This window comes from Micromonospora sp. NPDC005171, assembly GCF_040608575.1.
Lineage (GTDB): Bacteria > Actinomycetota > Actinomycetes > Mycobacteriales > Micromonosporaceae > Micromonospora.
In genome coordinates this window covers 67718-84465 of sequence record NZ_JBEXIM010000016.1, presented here as the reverse complement: position 1 = coordinate 84465, position 16748 = coordinate 67718, and the positions used below count along the sequence as shown (strand labels likewise).

Annotated in this window: 13 protein-coding genes; 2 read left to right on the top strand and 11 right to left on the bottom strand. The window is 72.1% G+C overall.

The genetic code is table 11. From position 1 onward, the window contains the following. Positions 1–26 precede the first annotated feature (26 nt). The 9 genes from ABZU74_RS20220 to ABZU74_RS20180 all read right to left on the bottom strand — a co-directional run bounded on the left by ABZU74_RS20220 (position 27) and on the right by ABZU74_RS20180 (position 10524). Positions 27–2849 (bottom strand): AAA family ATPase, encoded by a 2823-nt coding sequence (locus tag ABZU74_RS20220; protein ID WP_355425934.1) that lies wholly within the window; start codon positions 2847–2849, stop codon positions 27–29. A 64-nt stretch (positions 2850–2913) separates the two neighbouring features. Beyond that, positions 2914–3525 (bottom strand): TetR/AcrR family transcriptional regulator, encoded by a 612-nt coding sequence (locus tag ABZU74_RS20215; RefSeq protein ID WP_355425931.1) that lies wholly within the window; start codon positions 3523–3525, stop codon positions 2914–2916. 94 nt (positions 3526–3619) lie between these two features. After that, positions 3620–4387: an SDR family oxidoreductase gene (locus tag ABZU74_RS20210; protein WP_355425928.1), complete on the bottom strand. Its 768-nt coding sequence runs from the start codon at positions 4385–4387 to the stop codon at positions 3620–3622. Positions 4388–4529: 142 nt separating this feature from the next. Continuing rightward, positions 4530–5816, bottom strand: coding sequence for an ABC transporter substrate-binding protein (locus tag ABZU74_RS20205; protein ID WP_355425925.1), 1287 nt, complete (start codon positions 5814–5816; stop codon positions 4530–4532). Positions 5817–5900: 84 nt separating this feature from the next. Beyond that, positions 5901–7013: a branched-chain amino acid ABC transporter permease gene (locus tag ABZU74_RS20200; protein ID WP_355425922.1), complete on the bottom strand. Its 1113-nt coding sequence runs from the start codon at positions 7011–7013 to the stop codon at positions 5901–5903. After that, positions 7010–7888, bottom strand: a complete 879-nt coding sequence (locus ABZU74_RS20195) for a branched-chain amino acid ABC transporter permease (RefSeq protein WP_091399163.1) — start codon at positions 7886–7888, stop codon at positions 7010–7012. Before ABZU74_RS20195 ends, ABZU74_RS20200 begins: the two co-directional genes overlap by 4 nt. Positions 7889–7918: 30 nt before the next feature. Then, entirely contained in the window at positions 7919–8641 is a 723-nt protein-coding gene (locus ABZU74_RS20190; protein WP_355425918.1) for an ABC transporter ATP-binding protein, read from the bottom strand. Between the two features lie 58 nt (positions 8642–8699). Then, on the bottom strand, positions 8700–9488 hold the full coding sequence (locus ABZU74_RS20185) for an ATP-binding cassette domain-containing protein (protein WP_355425916.1): 789 nt from the start codon (positions 9486–9488) through the stop codon (positions 8700–8702). A gap of 136 nt (positions 9489–9624) precedes the next feature. Further along, the gene (locus tag ABZU74_RS20180) at positions 9625–10524 is read right to left on the bottom strand and encodes an alpha/beta hydrolase (RefSeq protein WP_355425913.1); all 900 of its coding nucleotides are present in this window, start codon (positions 10522–10524) and stop codon (positions 9625–9627) included. Between the two features lie 184 nt (positions 10525–10708). Here ABZU74_RS20180 and ABZU74_RS20175 point away from each other — a divergent pair, with 184 nt between their 5' ends. After that, complete coding sequence (locus ABZU74_RS20175; protein ID WP_355425910.1) at positions 10709–12970, top strand: catalase; 2262 nt, start codon at positions 10709–10711, stop codon at positions 12968–12970. Positions 12971–13079: 109 nt separating this feature from the next. Then, complete coding sequence (locus ABZU74_RS20170; RefSeq protein ID WP_355425907.1) at positions 13080–14618, top strand: serine/threonine-protein kinase; 1539 nt, start codon at positions 13080–13082, stop codon at positions 14616–14618. Here the strand turns inward: ABZU74_RS20170 and ABZU74_RS20165 are convergent. Next, the gene (locus ABZU74_RS20165; protein WP_355425904.1) at positions 14602–15588 is read right to left on the bottom strand and encodes a serine/threonine-protein kinase; all 987 of its coding nucleotides are present in this window, start codon (positions 15586–15588) and stop codon (positions 14602–14604) included. The genes ABZU74_RS20170 and ABZU74_RS20165 overlap by 17 nt on opposite strands. Further along, positions 15585–16682 carry an FHA domain-containing protein gene (locus tag ABZU74_RS20160; protein ID WP_355425902.1) on the bottom strand — a complete coding sequence of 366 codons (1098 nt, stop codon included), beginning with the start codon at positions 16680–16682 and terminating at the stop codon, positions 15585–15587. Before ABZU74_RS20160 ends, ABZU74_RS20165 begins: the two co-directional genes overlap by 4 nt. Positions 16683–16748 lie beyond the last annotated feature (66 nt).

The following is a 16748-nucleotide window of genomic DNA, read 5'->3' as shown; positions in this document are numbered from 1 at the left end:
TAGTTTAACGCGTCCAGACCGGAGGGTCACCGGTCGGAGGCCAGACCGACGTGCCGTTCGGCGGTGAACGCGCGGGCCAGCTCGGTACGTGAACGGATGCCCAGCCGGTGGAACACGTTGCGCAGGTGGTGGTCCACAGTGCGGGTGGAGAGGAACATCCGGGCGGCGATCTCCCGGTTGGTGGCCCCCTCGGCGACCAGCTCCGCGATCCGCAGTTGCTGGCCGGTCAGCAACCGCGCCGCGGGCAGGTCCGGCGGACCGATCGACTCCCCGGCCGCCCGCAGCTCCGTGGTGGCCTGCTCGGCCCAGCACTCCACCCCGAGCAGGCTGAACATCTCGCGGGCCTGGTGCAGGTGCGTCCGCGCGTCGCGAGGACGTCGACTGCGGCGCAACTCCTGGCCGAAGAGCAGTTCGGTGCGGGCCCGCTCGAACGTGCCGGCCTCCGTCGGGTGCAGGCGCAGCGCCGCCTGGAAATCCCGTTCCGCCTCGGCACCGCCACGGGGGGCGAGCAGCGCGTGGCACCGCGCGGAGAGGGCCCGGCGCAGCGGGCTCGCGGTGCTGCTGGCCCACCTGTCGAACGCGGCGAGCGCGGTCGTCGCCGCCGGTCGGTGCGACAGGTGCGCCGCCGCCTCCACCAGGTACGGGGTGGCCATCACCTGCACGAGGACCTGACCTCGACCCGTGCCGATCCGGGCCAGCGACGCCAGCCGGTCCGCCGCCTCGGCGTGCCGGCCGTCGACCAGGTCGAGCACCGCCAGGGCCCACGCGGCGAACGCGTGCGGGCGGCTGCCCGGCGTCGGCGACTCGCCGATCTCGCGGATCCGCCGCAGGCTGGTGTCCCGGTCGGCCCGAATCGCGGCCAGGACGGCGAGCATGCCCAGATGGACGTTGGCGTAGTTGACCTGGCCGGTGGCCCGGGCGACGCGCAGCCCGTCGCGGGAGGTCTCCGCCGCTGCCTCGTGTCGACCGAGCCAGTACTCGGCGACCGCCCGCAGCTCCAACGCCCGCGACAGCATGGACAGTTCGCCCCGTTCCTGGGCCAGCTCGACGGCGCGCTCGGCGAGCCGGTGGGCCGCCCCGTCCACGGCCACCAGCAGTCCGGCCGCCGCGGCGCAGCTGAGCGCGGTGGGGGTCAACGCCCGACCGGTCAGCCGGCCACCCAGCACCACGGCGCGGCGCAGCGCGGGCCCGGCGCGTTCGTGGTCACCCCGCAGGGTCGCCGCCACGCCGGCGATCAGACAGCCCATGACCTCCATGGCCGGCGGGTCGTCCGGGCTCCGCAGGGCCAACGCCCGGCGGCCGACCTCGGCGTACCGGTGCTGGTCGCCGGTGAAGCAGACCGCCTCGCCGGCCCGCACCAGCCCGGCCAAGGCCAGGGCTCGGTCGGTGCCCTGCACCGCCGCGGCGGAAGCCAGCAGCGTGACCGACGCGCTCGACGCAGGGCCGCAGCGCAGCTCCAGCTCGCCGCGGAGCAGGTCGGCGCGTCCTCGGACGACCGGGTCGGCGCAGACCGCGCGGAGTCGGTCGAGCAGCGGCCGGGCCGCGTCGGGTTGCCCCCCGGCCCAGGCGTAGCGGGCGGCGGTCAGCAGGCGGGCGGCGGTCAACCTCGGTTGGTCGCTCAGCTCGGCGGCCCACCGCAGGGCCACCGAGGCGGCGGCCCAGCCGTCGGGTCCGCCGACCGCCGCCTGTTCCAGCTCGGCGGCGAGGGCCGGATCGGCACCCGCCGTGGCGGCGGCGAGGTGCATCGCCCGGCGAAGCCGCTGCCCGTCCCCGACCAGCACCTGGGCGATCAGTCGGTGCGCGGCGCGGCGCTCCGCGAGCGGCGCGCTGGCCGCGATCATCGTGCGTACCAGCGGCTGCGGAAAGGTGACGCCGTGTTGCTCGACGCGGACCAGGCCGGCGACCTCCGCCGGGGCGAGCGCCTCGACCTCGGCGCCGGCTGCCGCCGCGGCCCGGATCAGGGTGCCCGGCTCGCCGTCCTCGTCGAGCGCGGCGAGCAGGAGCACCCGTCGGGTCTCCGGTGGCAGCCGGTCCAGCCGGGCGCGGTACGCGCGACCCAGCGTCCCGTCCGCCGGCGGCGCGGCGGGCAGCGACTCCTCGCCCCGCCACTGCCCCGGGGTGAGCATCTCGGCGAGGTCGACCAGGGCCTGCGGGTTGCCGCCCCCGATAGTGGCCAGCGCGGTCACTGCCGACGCGGCGGGCCGGTCGGGGAGCCGCTCGACGCCCTCGCGCTCGATCAGCTGGTCGAGCCGGTCGGTGAGGACGGCCGTGCTCTCGCGCTCGGTCAGCGCGCGCAGCCGGTGTGCCGGTATCCCGTCGAGGTTGGCGGTGACGTCTGCGGTGAGCAGGACGGCGAGCGGCAGGTGCCGCAGTCGGCGGGCCACGAACGCCAGCACCCGTGCGGTCTGCGGGTCACCTCGGTCGACGTCGTCCATGGTGGCGAGCAACGGCCGGTCCCGGGCGGCGGCGGCGAGCAGCCCGAGCACCGCCATCGACAGGGTCAGTTGCCGGTCGGCCGGGCAGCTCTCCCCGGCCAGCGCGCGCCGCAGCAGGTGGCGCTGCTCGTTGGGCAGGGCGGCGGCCCGGTCGAGCACCGGGTCGACCAGACGTTGCAGGCCGGCGTACGGCAGGGCGGCCTCCTCGGCGAGCCCGCTGCCGGCGAGCACGGTGCGGCCCTCGGCGTGCCGGTGGGCGTAGCCGACAAGCGCGGTTCGGCCCGATCCGGGCTCTCCGCGCAACAGCAGGGCACCGCCGGCGTTGGTCATGCCGTCGAGCAGGCTCCGGACAGCCCGGCACTCGTCGTCCCGGCCACGCAGCACGGTTAGTTGCACTCTTGATGCAGTAACCATGCCTGCCAGTGTTACCCATCGGAAACCGAATGGAAAGAGGCGGCGATATCGGCCCGGGCCGCGATCAGTCGGGCGCGACCTCGGCCAGCAGGGCGCCCACGGTCCGGGACATCACCGCGCGGGCCTGGTCCACGCCCAGACCGAGCCCGTAGCGCAGCATCGACCAGGCCTGCCACGTGCTCGCCGCCACCAGGGCGTTGAGCAACTGCTCCCGGCCCGGCCCGGCCTCGGCCAGCTCGACGGCGAAGAGCTCCTCGACCTCGTCGCGGACCCGTTCGATGTGCTTGAGTTTGTTGCGGTGCAGCTGCTCGGAGACCGGCTCACGCATCTGGGCGGCCCGCGCCGACGGCGCGATGAGCTGGAGCAGCCGGGCCCGCTGCCGGCAGTACGCATCGACCCGCTTCGCCAACGGCAGCCCGGTCGAGATCGGCCGGTAGGCGGCGTCCTGCTGGCGGAGCACCTCAGCGCCGCTCGCCTCGAAGAGGGTCTCCATGTCCTTGAAGTTGGTCCAGAGGGTGCGCAGCGAGATGCCGGCCCGTTCGGCGATGCGTTCCCCGGTGGGGCGGAGGTCGCCCTCGGAGATGAGCGCGAGGTGCGCCTCGACGATGGCCGCGCGGGTCCGCTCGGCGCGGGCGGTGCGCCCGTCGACCCGGCCCGCCACATCGACCCCGTCCATCCGCCCCCGCCCCCTCACCGCCATGGCGTCCACCGACGCACCGCCGAGTCTAGACAGGCGTTGATCAGCGGCCCCGGACGCTCCGCCGACGTCGTCATCCGGCCCGGCCGGTCAGCGAGACGCCGCCGTCGCAGACGATGGTCTGCCCGGTGATCCAGCTGGCGTCGTCGGAGGCCAGGAAGGCGACAGCGCCCGCCACGTCCGACGGCAGGCCGAGGCGCCCGAGCGGGTACCGCGCGGCGACCTCGGCCTCCCGCCCCTGGTAGAGGGCGGCGGCGAAGCGGGTCTTCACCACGCCGGGGGCGACCGCGTTGACCCGGACCGTCGGCCCCAGCTCGGCGGCGAGGCTGGCGGTGAGGTGGTTGAACGCGGCCTTGCTGACCCCGTAGCAGGCGATGCCGGGCGACGGGCCGAGGCCGGCTATCGACGAGACGTTGACGACGCTGCCGCCGCGCTCGGTCATGCCGGCGGCGCAGACCTCCTGCACCCAGCCGAGCGCGGCGACCACGTTCACGTCGAGGATCTTGCGGGCGGCGGCCAGGTCCAGCTCGACCAGCGGGCCGTGCACCGGGTTGATGCCGGTGTTGTTGACCAGCACGTCCACCGGCCCGAACGCCGCGCTGACCTGGCCCACTGCGGCGGCCCGGTGCTCGGGGTCGTCGGCCCGGCCCGGCACCGCCACTGCGTGTGCCGGCCCGCCCAGGGTGGCGACCGCCTCGGCCAGCCCCTCCGGACGGCGGGCGGTGAGACCCACCCGCGCGCCCTCGGCGACGAGGCGTTGGGCGATGGCCAGACCGATCCCTCGACTGGCGCCGGTGACGATGGCGACCCGGTCCGCGAGTCGGCCCGAATATGCATTCACGGTGCAGATAGTAGGAGCGTCGATCGGTATCGGTCAACGCCTCGGACGATCGGCGGCAGGCCGCGCCAGCAGCACGCGCGCAGCCGTCCGACCGGGTGTGGTCACGCGCGGCCACACCCGGTCGGACGGCGGGACTACCGCCTCAGGAGACGGTCGGCACCCCGTTCGCCGGCGGCGCCGCCGGGGCGGCGGTGTACTCGTTGACCGGCCCGTCCGCCTCGTCGGTCTCGTACGCCGGCCCGAAGTAGCTCTGCACTCCCCCGCTCACCCGGCTCAGCCGCTGGCCGCCGTACCCGGAGTGGTCAGTCGCGGAGAAGCGCAGCGGCACCAGCCCGGGGCCCTGGAAGCCGCCCTTCTGCACGGCGTCCAGCACCTTCTCCCGGGTGAGGTCCTTCCCGGCAGCGAGCAGCGTCTGCACGAAGAGGTAACCGACCGACATGCCGTAGACGGTGTTGCCGTCGAACGGCGCGTCCCCGTTGTGCTCCTTGTTGATTTTGGTGAAGAGCTGGATCCACGGGTTCGCGGTGTCGTTCTGCATCGGCAGGTAGTTGGTGCCGACCATGCCCTCCAGCAACGGCGCGGCGGCACCGAGCTGCTTGGCCAGGGTCGGGTGGTCGGCGCCGACGTTGGAGACCAACCACTGCGGCTTGAAGCCCAGCCGCGCCGCGGTGCCCACGGAGAGCGCGGTGAAGCCCGGCACGGTGGCCAGCACGACGACCTGGCAACCGGCCGCCTTGAACGCGCCGATCTGCGGCGCCACGTTGGTGTTGCTGGTCACGTAGGTCTGCTTGACCGCCACGGCTGCGGCGCCGAGCACCTTCTCCACGCCGGCCAGACTGTCCCGGCCGAAGTCGTCGTCCTGGCCGAGGAAACAGACCTTCTGCCCGGCCAGGTCCCGCTTCGCGTAGTTGGCGAGGATCTTGCCCTCCACCGTGTAGTCCGGGTTGAACCCGAACGTGCCCGGATACTTGTCCGGCTGGTCCCAGCTCCGGCTGCCGGAAGCGACGAAGAGATCCGGCACCCGATTGCTCTTGAGGAAGTCGAGCACCCCGGTGTGCGTCGGCGTGCCCAGACCATTGAGGATGGCGAAGACCTTGTCCTGCAGGACGAGCTGACGGACCACCTGCTGGGTGTTCGCCGGGTTGTAGCCGTCATCCATGATCTTGTAGGTGATCTCCCGGCCGTGCACACCGCCGTTGGCGTTGACGTAGTCGAAGTACGCCTTCGTCGCCGGGGCGATCTTCGAATAGCCGGCCGAGGCCGGCCCGGTCAGCGGCATGTGGGTGCCAACGACGATCTCGGTGCCGGTGACACCCGGCACCGACGCCCCGCCGGAGCCGGGGCCGTCGTCGCCGCTACAGCCGGCTGCGGTGATGAGCAGGGCAAGGGTGCTGGCGATCGCGAGCCCGCGATGCGCTTTACGGTGCATGGGAAACACCGACCTTTCTCGGTCCGGTTGTCTGGGGAACGGTGTGGTGGTGGGGCGCCCGGCCGAGGCCGGACCGAGGACAGCTCAGGAACGCCGGGTCGGCCGCCTGGCCAGCAACGCCCGGCCGAGACGCGACAGCAGACCCTGCACACCGCCGGGGGCGGCGATCATGACGACGATCAGGGTGAGTCCGAAGATCGCCAGGGGGAGGTTGCCCTCCAGCCGCTGCGCCACCGCGGGCGAGAGCGTGAGCAGCTCGGTCACCGAGTGGGTCAGATCGGGCAGGGCGACCAGCAGGACGGCCCCCCACAGCGCCCCGGTCAGTCGACCCAGGCCACCGATCACCACGGCCATCAGCAGGAACAGCGACAGGGTCAACGAGAACGCCCCGGGTGAGACGCTCTGCGCGAGCACCGCCAGCAGCGCGCCGCCGAGCCCGGCGGTGGCGGCGCTGACCACGAACGCGAGGACCTGGGTGCGGGCCACGTGGATGCCGGCGAGGCGGGCCGCCACCTCGTCGTCGCGCACCGCCCGGAAGGTGCGCCCGTACCGGCTGCGGATCAGGTTCGCCAACAGCAGCAACGCCAGCAGGGTCGCCGCGCCGGTGACCCAGAGCTGCCACCGCTCGTACGGGAAGTACGGGCCGAGCGACAGCGGCGGCGGTTCCACCGGCACCGACAACCCCTGCTCGCCGTTGAACACGCCGTCGAAGGTGACGGCCAGCGCCGGCACCACCACCGCCACCGCGAGGGTCACCCCGGCCAGGTAGGGGCCGCGCAGCCGGGCCGCGGCCACCCCGACCACCGCGCCGACCGCGACCGTGCTGACGATCGCCGCGCCCAGCGAGAGCGGCAACAGCCAGCCGCCGGTCATCCCCCGGTCGGCGAACGCGGTCTGGCACAGGGCCACCGTGTACGCCCCGGTGGCCATCAACGCGCCGTGCCCGAGCGACAGTTGACCGTTGAGCCCGGTGAGGACGGTCAGCCCGGCGGTCGCGCAGAGGTAGGCGGCCACTGTGGCGAGCTGAAAGTTACGGAACGGCTCGACGGCGTAGCTGACCGCCACCAGCAGCAGCGCGGCGGCCAACACCACCGCGAGGTGGCGCAGCAGGGTGGAGCCGCGTCGCCGGTCGACAGGTCGGGCGCCCGGGTCGTCGAGCTGCTGTTGCGGCGGCAGTGCCGCCCTCGTGGCGCTCACACCCGCCTCGCCGCGACCGGGGCGAACAACCCACCGGGCCGGACCAGCAGCACCGCCAGCAGCAGGACCAGCACCGCGAGGGGGGTGAGGTCACTGCCGGCGTAGCCGCTCACATAGGAGAGCAGCAGCCCCACCACCAGACCACCGACCACCGCCCCCGGTGGACTGTCCAGCCCGCCGACCACCGCCGCGGTGAACGCCGAGACGAACACCAGGTCCATCGCGTGCGGGTGCAGGCCCAACTCGGTCGGCAGGACCAGCATGGCGGCCAGCGCGCCCACCCCGGAGGCGAGCGCCCAGCCGAGGGTCAGCATGCCACCGACGTTGACCCCGAGCAGCCGGGAGACCTCCGGGGCGAAGGCTGCCGCGCGCATCCGCAACCCCACCGGGGTACGCGCGAACATCCAGGCCAGGCCGCTGACCACCACGCCGATCGTGGCGAAGACGAACAGGTCGTACGGGGACAGCACGGCGACCCCGCCCACGGTTAGCGCGGACCGGCTGAACGGGGCCTCGGCGGGGCGGAACTCGCTGCCGTACACCATGCCCAGCACGGCCTGGATGAGCAGCACCAACCCGAGCGCGACGATCACCGGGTTGAGCGGTGAGGCGTGATCGACGTGCCGCATCACCACCCGGTCCACCAGCGCGCCGAGCAGCAGGCCGGCGACGATCGCGACCACGAAGCCCAACCAGTAGGAACCGGTCGCGGTGCTGACGGTGTAGGCGACGTACGCGGCGGCGACGGCCATCGCCCCCTGGGCGAAGTTGACGACCCGCGCCGCCCGCCAGATGAGCACCAGGGCCAGCGCGAACGCGGCGTACACCGCGCCCCGGGACAGGCCGTCGACGGTGAGGAAGACGAAGCGGTCCAACAGTCCTCCCTCCGGGGGACGAGGTGGTGGTCAGAAACCGAGGTACGCGTGGCGCAGGTCGACGTCGTCGCGTAGCTGCGCCGCCGGGGCGGCGATCACCACCCGACCGAGGGACATCACGACGCCCTGGTCGGCGACCGCGAGCGCACTGCGCACGTTCTGCTCGACCAGCAGGACGGTCAGGCCGGTGCGGTCGCGCAATTGGCGGAGCAGCGCCATGGTCCGGGCGACCACCCGTGGCGCCAGACCGAGCGAGGGCTCGTCCAGCAGCAGCAGACGAGGTCGGCCGACCAGGGCCCTACCGAGCGCGAGCATCTGCCGCTCACCGCCGGAGAGCTGGTGGCCGAGGTGCCGACGGCGGCGGGCCAGGGGTTCGAAGAGCTGGTAGACCTCGTCGAGGGCCCTCCCCGCGTCCGCCCGGTCGCGCCGCCACAGCCCACCCAGCCGCAGATTCTCGTCGACGGTCAGCTCGCTGATCACCCCCCGGCCCTCCGGGACGTGCGCCATGCCGCGCCGGACGAGCTGCTCCACAGGCGTACCGCGAAGGTCCTCCCCGGCCAGGAGGACCTGGCCGGCGGCCGGGCGGATCATGCCGGAGAGCGCGCGCAGCAGGGTGGTCTTGCCGGCGCCGTTGGCGCCGACGACAGCGGCGATGGTGCCGGCCGGGACGGTGAGGTCGATGGCCCGCAGCACCGGAGCGGCACCGTAGCCGGCGACCAGCCCCCGCACCACCAGCAGATCGGTCCCGGTCATGTCGAGCCACCTTTCGTTCGCGACTGCGGGGCTCGCAAACCCGGCTCACTCCTCGCGCTCACGGGGACACCTCCTCCTCGACGGTGGCGCCGAGGTACGCGTCGGTGACCGCGGGGTCGTCACGGATCTCGTCCGGGGTGCCGGCGGCGATGACCCGGCCGAAGTCGAGCACCACGAGCTCGTCGCAGACGGCCATCACCAGGTCCATGTGATGCTCGACCAGGAGCACCGCACACGGGTCGGTGTCCCGCCGGGGCAGTTGCCGGACCAGCTCCCCCAGCTCGGCGATGTCGTCCGCGCCGAGGCCGCCGGCCGGCTCGTCGAGCAGGAGCAGCCGGGGCCGGGCGGCGAGCGCGCGGGCCAGGGCGACCCGTTGGCGTACGGCGAAGGGCAGGGTGGTCGGCGCGGCCTGGGCGTGCTCGGCGATGCCCAGTTCGTCGAGGATGCTCAGGGCGTCCCCGCGGAGCCGGCGCTCGTCGCGGTCGCTGGCCGGCAGCCCGAGCAACGCCGGGACGAAGCCGGCGCGGGCGGTGTGCGAGGCGCCGGTCATCACGTTCTCCAGCACGCTCAGCCCGGCGAAGAGCCCGGTGCCCTGCAAGGTCCGGGCGATGCCGAGCCGGGTCAGCCGGTGCGGCCGTGGCCGCAGCGGCCGGCCGTCGAGGGTGAGTGAACCCGTTTCCGGTGCGACGAAGCCGCAGATCACGTTGAAGAGCGTGGTCTTGCCCGCGCCGTTGGGCCCGATGATGCCCACCACCCGGTTGGGTGGCACCCGCAGGGAGACGTCGTCGAGGGCGGTGAGGCCGCCGAAACGGACGCCGATGTGGTGCAGTTCGAGGCCGCGCTCCATCACCCATCCCTCGGTCGTGGCGGGTGTTTATTTACACTCGCAGTGTACGTTTCTCGGGTTTGGCGTCAAGACCTTCAATGCTCCTGCGCGCACGTGGACGGGGCGGCCGCCAGCGGCGACCGCCCCGTGACCGCCGTCAGGCGCTGGGACAGGTGTTGCGGTACTCCTCGATCTGCGTCCCGCTCGGGCCGGGGCAGAGGAACTGCTCGTAGCGGGTGTCGTCGTCGACGAACCGCTTCAACCAGGCCACCATCTGCCGCGCGGTCGGCGTGTTCGTGGTCTGCGGGAAGAAGTGGCTCGCCCCGTTCAGCTCCAGGTAGGCCTTCTCGGCGGAGGTCGGGATGCTGTTGTAGAAGGGCACCGAGTGCGACGCGACCGGCGCGACGGTGTCGCTCTCACCGCCGATGATCAGCGTGGGCACCTGCAGTTCCGACCAGCTCTTGTCCAGGTTCCACGGTGCCAGCGGCACCGCGGCCTGCAACGAGGGTCGCGACGAGGCCGCCTCCAGGCTGCCCCCGCCACCCATCGAGTGACCGGCCACCGCGAGTCGACTGCTGTCGATCCGGGTGCGCACCGAGCTGCGCTGGGTGAGGTAGTCCAGCGCGGCGAGCAGCTGCCGGCCGCGGCTGTCCGGCTGGTCCAACCGGCTGTTGGTCTCGATGCCGATCACCACGAAGCCGTGCGAGGCGATGCGCGGTCCGAGCCAGCTGATGCTGGACCAGGCGGCGGTGTAACCGGGCGAGATGGCGATGGCGCCGAAGGTGCCCTCGCTGGTGCTGGTCGGGTAGTAGATGACGCCGCCGCCGAAGCCGGTGACGCTCAGCGAGGACACGCTCAGCGAGGAGGTCGCGAACGGGCCGCGGCTGGCCTCCAGGATGGCGGTGGTCGGGGCGGGGCCCCGCTCGTACGGGCCGGCGGCCTGGGCGGCGCCGGACGATCCGGCCAGCACGCCGCCGGCGGCCAGGACGGCAGCCAGCGCGAGCCGGGTGGCACGGGCTGCGACGGAACGGGGACGGGTGGTGGTTGGTGACGACACGTCGGGCACTCCCTAAAGTCGAGGGATATCGACGTGTGTCAGTTTTGGCTGCTTCGCCCGTCCCGGCATCGGCGAAATCACCAGTCCCGGCGCAGGATGGCGGCGCGAGTCGTGTTTCGACCCTCTGACCTGGGGTAGCAGGGCAGGCGCCGGCCCGCCCACGCGCCATGGAGAGGTTCATTCAGTGGATTCCAGCAAGCCCGCCGAGGCGGTCAAGAACGTCGTGAAGACCGCCTCAGGAAAGATCGCCGACGCCCTCACCCCGGATGTCCCCGGTGCGCCGGGGAGCGCGCCACCGCCGCTCGAGGAGCCGACGACGCCGCACGACCCGCTGCCGCCGAAGCCGGAACAGGGGGCACCGCAGACGCGCACGCCGACCGGCGCGGAGACCGGCGCGCCGACGATCGCGAACGGTCAGCAGGGGGCCTACCTCACGACCGCGAACGGGGCGCGGCTGCGCGACACCGACCACTCGCTCAAGGCCGGCCCGCGCGGCCCGGTGCTCCTGCAGGACCACCACCTCCGCGAGAAGATCATGCACTTCGACCACGAGCGCATTCCGGAGCGTGTGGTGCACGCTCGGGGCGCCGGCGCGCACGGGGTTTTCACCGCGTACGGCACCGCCGAGGCGGTCACCAGGGCCGGGTTCCTCAAGAAGGGGCGTGAGACCGAGGTCTTCGTCAGGTTCTCCACCGTGCTCGGTTCGCGGGGTTCGGCCGACACGGTCCGCGACACGCGTGGCTTCGCCACGAAGTTCTACACCGACGAGGGCACCTTCGACCTGGTCGGCAACAACATCCCGGTCTTCTTCATCCAGGACGCCATCAAGTTCCCGGACATCATCCATGCCGGCAAGCCGCACCCCGACCGGGAGATCCCGCAGGCGCAGAGTGCCCACGACACCTTTTGGGACTTCGTGTCACTGCACACCGAGGCGCAGCACCACACGATCTGGAACATGTCCGACCGAGGCATCCCGCGGTCGTACCGGACGATGGAAGGCTTCGGCGTGCACACCTTCCGCCTCGTCAACGAGGCCGGGGAGACGGCGCTGGCCAAGTTCCACTGGAAGCCGAAGCTGGGCGTGCACTCGCTGACCTGGGAGGAGGCGCAGCTGCTCGGCGGCATCGACCCGGACTTCCACCGGCGCGACCTCTACGACGCCATCGAGGCCGGCGCGTACCCCGAGTGGGAGCTGGGCATCCAGGTCTTTCCGGACACTCCCGAGGAGACCTTCGCCGGCATCGACCTGCTCGACCCGACGAAGATCGTGCCGGAGGAGTTGGCCGAGGTGCAGCCCATCGGGCGGCTGGTGCTCAACCGGACGCCGACGAACTTCTTCGCCGAGACCGAGCAGGTCGCCTTCCACCTCGGTCACCTGCCCCCGGGCATCGACGTCACGAACGACCCGCTGTTGCAGGGCCGGCTCTTCTCGTACCTCGACACGCAGCTCACCCGGCTGGGCGGGCCCAACTTCACGCAGATCCCGATCAACCGCCCGCACGCCGCCGTGAACGACATGCTGCGCGACGGCTTCCACCAGCACGCCGTGCACGCGGGCGTCGCGCCGTACCGACCGAACTCGCTCGACGGCGGCAACCCGTTCCCCGCCGGAGACGCCGAGCACGCTTTCGTCGACGTGCCGGTCACTGTCGCGCAGGCACCAAAGGTACGCGCGAACCCGGCCTCGTTCGACGACCACTACAGCCAGGTCCGCCTGTTCTGGCTGAGCATGTCGCCGGTCGAGAAGGAGCACATCATCCGGGCGTACACCTTCGAGCTGGGCAAGTGCTACCACCAGGCGATCAAGGAGCGTCAGCTGCGGAGCCTCGCCAACATCGACCCGGTGCTGTGCGAGCAGGTCGCCACCGGCCTGGGCCTGCCCGCACCACAGCCGACCGTGCCGCTCCCCGACGTCACGCCCAGCCCGGCGCTGTCACAGGTCGGTCGGGAGTGGCCGAGTGACGGCCGTACGGTCGGGATCGTCGTCGACCCCGACGGCGACCTGGACGACGTCGACGAGGTCCGCCGGGCCGTGTTCAGCGCCGGCATGGTGCCGCTGCTGATCGCCCCGCACGGCGGCATGGTGGGTGACCTGCCGGTGCAGCGCACCTTCGCCACCGGCCGGTCGGTCGAGTTCGACGCGGTCCTGCTGGCCGGAGCGCCGGCACCCGCGCCGGACGCCCTGCCCGCCCGCGACGCCAAGGCGGGCACGCCGAGCCCGACCACCGTCGATCCCCGCGTGCTGCTGCTCGTGGAGGAGTGCTGGCGGCACGCCAAGGCGATCGGCGCCTGGGGCGCCGGCGTCACCGTGCTGGAGCAGGCCGGCGTCGCCGGCACCCCGGGCGTCGTGGCGGCGGGCTCGGGCGCCGAGGCGCTGACCGCTGTGCAGCAGTTGATGGCCGCGCACCGGGTGTGGGAACGGTTCCCCGCCTCGGTCGCCTGACCGTAGTCGATCAGTGACGAGGGCTGCCCTCCGCTTCGCCGGGAGGGCAGCCCTCGTCGTCGCCAGCTCCGGCCGACCCGAGAGGCGGCATTGCCTTACGCTGAAGCCTGTGTTGTCCCCTTTGAACAGTCGCGATCCGCGGGAGATCGGCGGGTATCGCCTGCGCGCCCGGCTCGGTGCCGGCGGCATGGGCGAGGTCTACCTCAGCTTCGCGCCGGGAGGACGCCCGCTGGCCATCAAGGTGATACGCCCGGAGTACGCCGACGATCCGGCCTTCCGAGCCAGGTTCGCGCAAGAGGTACGGGCGGCCCAGGAAGTGTCCGGCCGGTACACGGCGCCGCTGCTGGAAGCCGGCTCGGACGCACCCGTGCCGTGGCTGGCGACGGCATACGTGATCGGGCCGACGCTGCTGGACGCCGTTCGCGCGCATGGCCCCCTGCCGCTGGCAACCGCGCAGACGCTGATCGCCACGGTCGCCTCCGCGCTGCAAAACATCCACTCCTGCGATGTCATCCACCGGGACCTCTCGCCGGGCAATGTCATCCTCGCCGCCAACGGCCCGACGGTCATCGACTTCGGCGTCGCCCGCGCGACAGACATCGCCAGAAGCCTCATGACGCGCACACCCGTCGGCACGCCCGGCTTCATGGCTCCGGAGGTCGCGCTCGGTCAGGAGGCCGTGCCAGCCTCCGACGTCTTCGCCCTCGGCGCGATCGCGTACTTTGCCTCGACCGGCCGGTCGGCCTACGGTGACGGGACGCTTACCAGCCAACTCCTGCGGATCACCAACGGCGAGGCGGACCTGACCGGCTGCCCGCAGGAGCTGCGAGGCCTGATCGAGCGGTGCCTGTCGGTCGACCCCACCGCTCGGCCGACCACCGCAGAGGTGATCGCCGAATGCGCCGGCACGCCCAGGCCGGCCGAGGGCTGGTTGCCTCCGGCGTTGACGGCCGACATCGCCGCACGTACGGCGGAGCTGGCTCGCATCGCGGCCCAACCCGCACCGCCGGCTGAGGTCCAGCCTCGCCGGGCCAGCGTCCGGCGGTGGCTGATCGCCGCCGGAACCACAGCCGTGGTGTTGACGGCGGCGATCCTGGTCACGGTCAAACTGCTCGCCGACCCAACCGACAGTGGAAGGGACCCCGGAGGGCTGGCCGGCTCGTCATCAACGCCGGCGGCTCAGGTCAGCAGCACAGCGGCGGCGTCCAGCCCGCCATCTCCGTCCCCGTCTGCGCCTGCGTCCCCGTCTGCGACAGCGGACGAGGTCCGGTGGACGGGGGTCATCCGGATCAACGGCGATGGCATCGACATGGACCGTATCCCTCCCACCGTGGACCCGACCGCCGGCGTGGTCGATCTGAAACTCGGCCTCACCGACGACGTGGAGTCCACGATCCTCGGGAGCCGCGGCGGATACGAGACCAGCGTCGCGAACCTGCTCGCGGGCACCCAGCCGTCGCCCCGGACCTGCCATGACCAAATCGCGACGGCCGGGACCACCCGTGTCGTGGTCCAGAAGAACTCGATTTTCTGCTTCCAGACCGAGAAGGGCCTGGTGGGCTACGCCACCATCAAGAACATCAGTGGCGGCTTCACCGCGGGGGACACCGCGTCGGCGACGCTGTGGGCCACTACGGAGTTCGCCTGAGCTCGGCATACGCCCTGATCCGACGCACCAGCGAATGGTCGGGCCCCAGCTCCACCCCGGCCCGGGCAAGCAGCCGTACCAGCGCGAAGGCCGCCAACGCCTCGCGTCCCTGACCGAACTGGACCTGGATCTCGGTGAACTGGCCGGCCAGCCGGGAGGCGACGGCCTCCGCCGCGACGCGCGCCCCGCCGACACCGGCCAGGGCGTCACGGACCTCCGCCGCGCCGGGTCGCACGGCCGGGTCAGCGGCGAGCATGCGATCGACGAGGTCCGCCAGGCCGGGCGGCAGCGCCGGCCGCAGCTGCGCGAGCGATCGGGCGGCCCGTCCGGAGGCCGGGTCCGCCGCGACCGGCATCGACCCGCTGAGCAGCACGTGCAGGATGACGCCGAGCGCGTAGACATCGGAGGGCGGACCGCTGGGGAGTCCGTTGCGCCGCTCCGGCGCCATGTAACCGGGCGTGCCGACCACCACACCGATCTGGGTCACCCGGGTCAAGTTCGGGGCGGCGGCGAGCCCGAAATCGACGAGCTTGACCTGCTGACGGCCGCGCTCACCGTCCAGCATGATGTTCTCCAGCTTGAGGTCGCGATGCACGATCGGGTCCGCCCGGTCGTGCAGAACCGTCAAAGCGCCGGCCAGCGCGACCCCGTAGCTGGCCGCCTCGTCCACCGGGAGCGGCAGCCGCGGCCTCACGAACGTCAGCAGATCCGGACCGGTGAGCCGTTCCATGACGATGTAGTCGTCACCGACGTCGAGAATGTAGACGATGTTGGGGTGTCGGATCCCGGCGAGCACCTTCGCTTCGCGCAGCAACCGGGCAAGGTGAGCCGGCTCTCCCTCATCCTTGACCACCTTGATCGCGACGTCCCGGTCCATTTTCGTGTCCCGGGCCAGGAACACCTGCCCGAAGCCGCCGGCGCCGATGCGCTCACCAAGGGTGTAGCGATCATCCAGCCGCCGGACGGTCACCGCTGATCCCGGTGCTGGCGAGTCTGCGCGTCGAACGCCACAGCGGGCGGCTCGGCAGGCGATGACGGCCCGACGTCAAAGACGTAGTGTCGGCCGCTGACCACCAGCTTGACCCGGTCATGCAGGGCGACCGCGTCGCGGAAGTTCCACCGCTCCGGCCGGCCGGGCGTGAGCCGGCGGCCTTTGACGCGCACACCGTGGCTGCTGCGCAGATCGGCGATCGTCAGCGCCTGGCCGTCCCAGCGGATCTCGGCGTGTCGCCGGCTGATCCACTCCAGGAGCGCCGGAGGCACGCGCTGAAGCAACTCCCGGCCGACGATCACCGGCTCTCCCGGCGGCACCTGAAAACGATCGACCACTTTACGGTCCACAGATACCTTGATCTGCAACGGGCGTACGAGCGGGCCGAGGTCGGCCATCGCCTGCCGGTGCGTCGGGCAGCACACCCGACCGTTGCGGTACACCGGAAGCGGTTGACCATCGGCACGCTCGGCGCTGAACAGCGGGCACTCCGGCTCGGGGCACAACCAGGCACGGGACAGAGGCGCGCGCCGCAGCTGGCGTTCCCGGTCGTACAGCCCCGCCTCCCGCAGCAGATCCTGCTCCTCGGCGCTGGACAGCACACGCTCGGGGTAGATCGGGATCTCCCGCGCGACGACCCGGACGCCCTCGCCGTCGGGCTCCATGCCGAGGAAGCGGTCGGAGCTGCCCGGGATCCAGGGAAAAGCCCGATGCCTGCCCTTGAAGGTGTCGTGGCTGACAATCCTGGCGCCGGTGACATCAGCGATCTCAAGGACGCGATCGTCCGCCCCGTCGCGGGCCTCGACCCAGCCGAGATCAATCCAGCGCTTCAGGGTGCGCCTGTCGGCCTGCGGCAGCAGGTCCTCCCGGCGCCACAGCGACCAGTCGGTCACGGTGTACACCCGAACGGTCTCGTCCTGCAGGTAGACCTTGAGACCGTTGATCAAGGCTGGCAGGCGACGCAGGTCGGCTTTTCGTTCACTGCAGAGCCCACGCTCCCGCACAACATTGGATAGATCAAGTACGACATCAGTCACGTCCGGGACCGTGGTTAGATGCTCTTCAATCCACACCGTCCACACTGTACGTCTCAGCAGTGGCTACGAGGCCCCAAACCGGGCCCACCGATAATCCTGTTC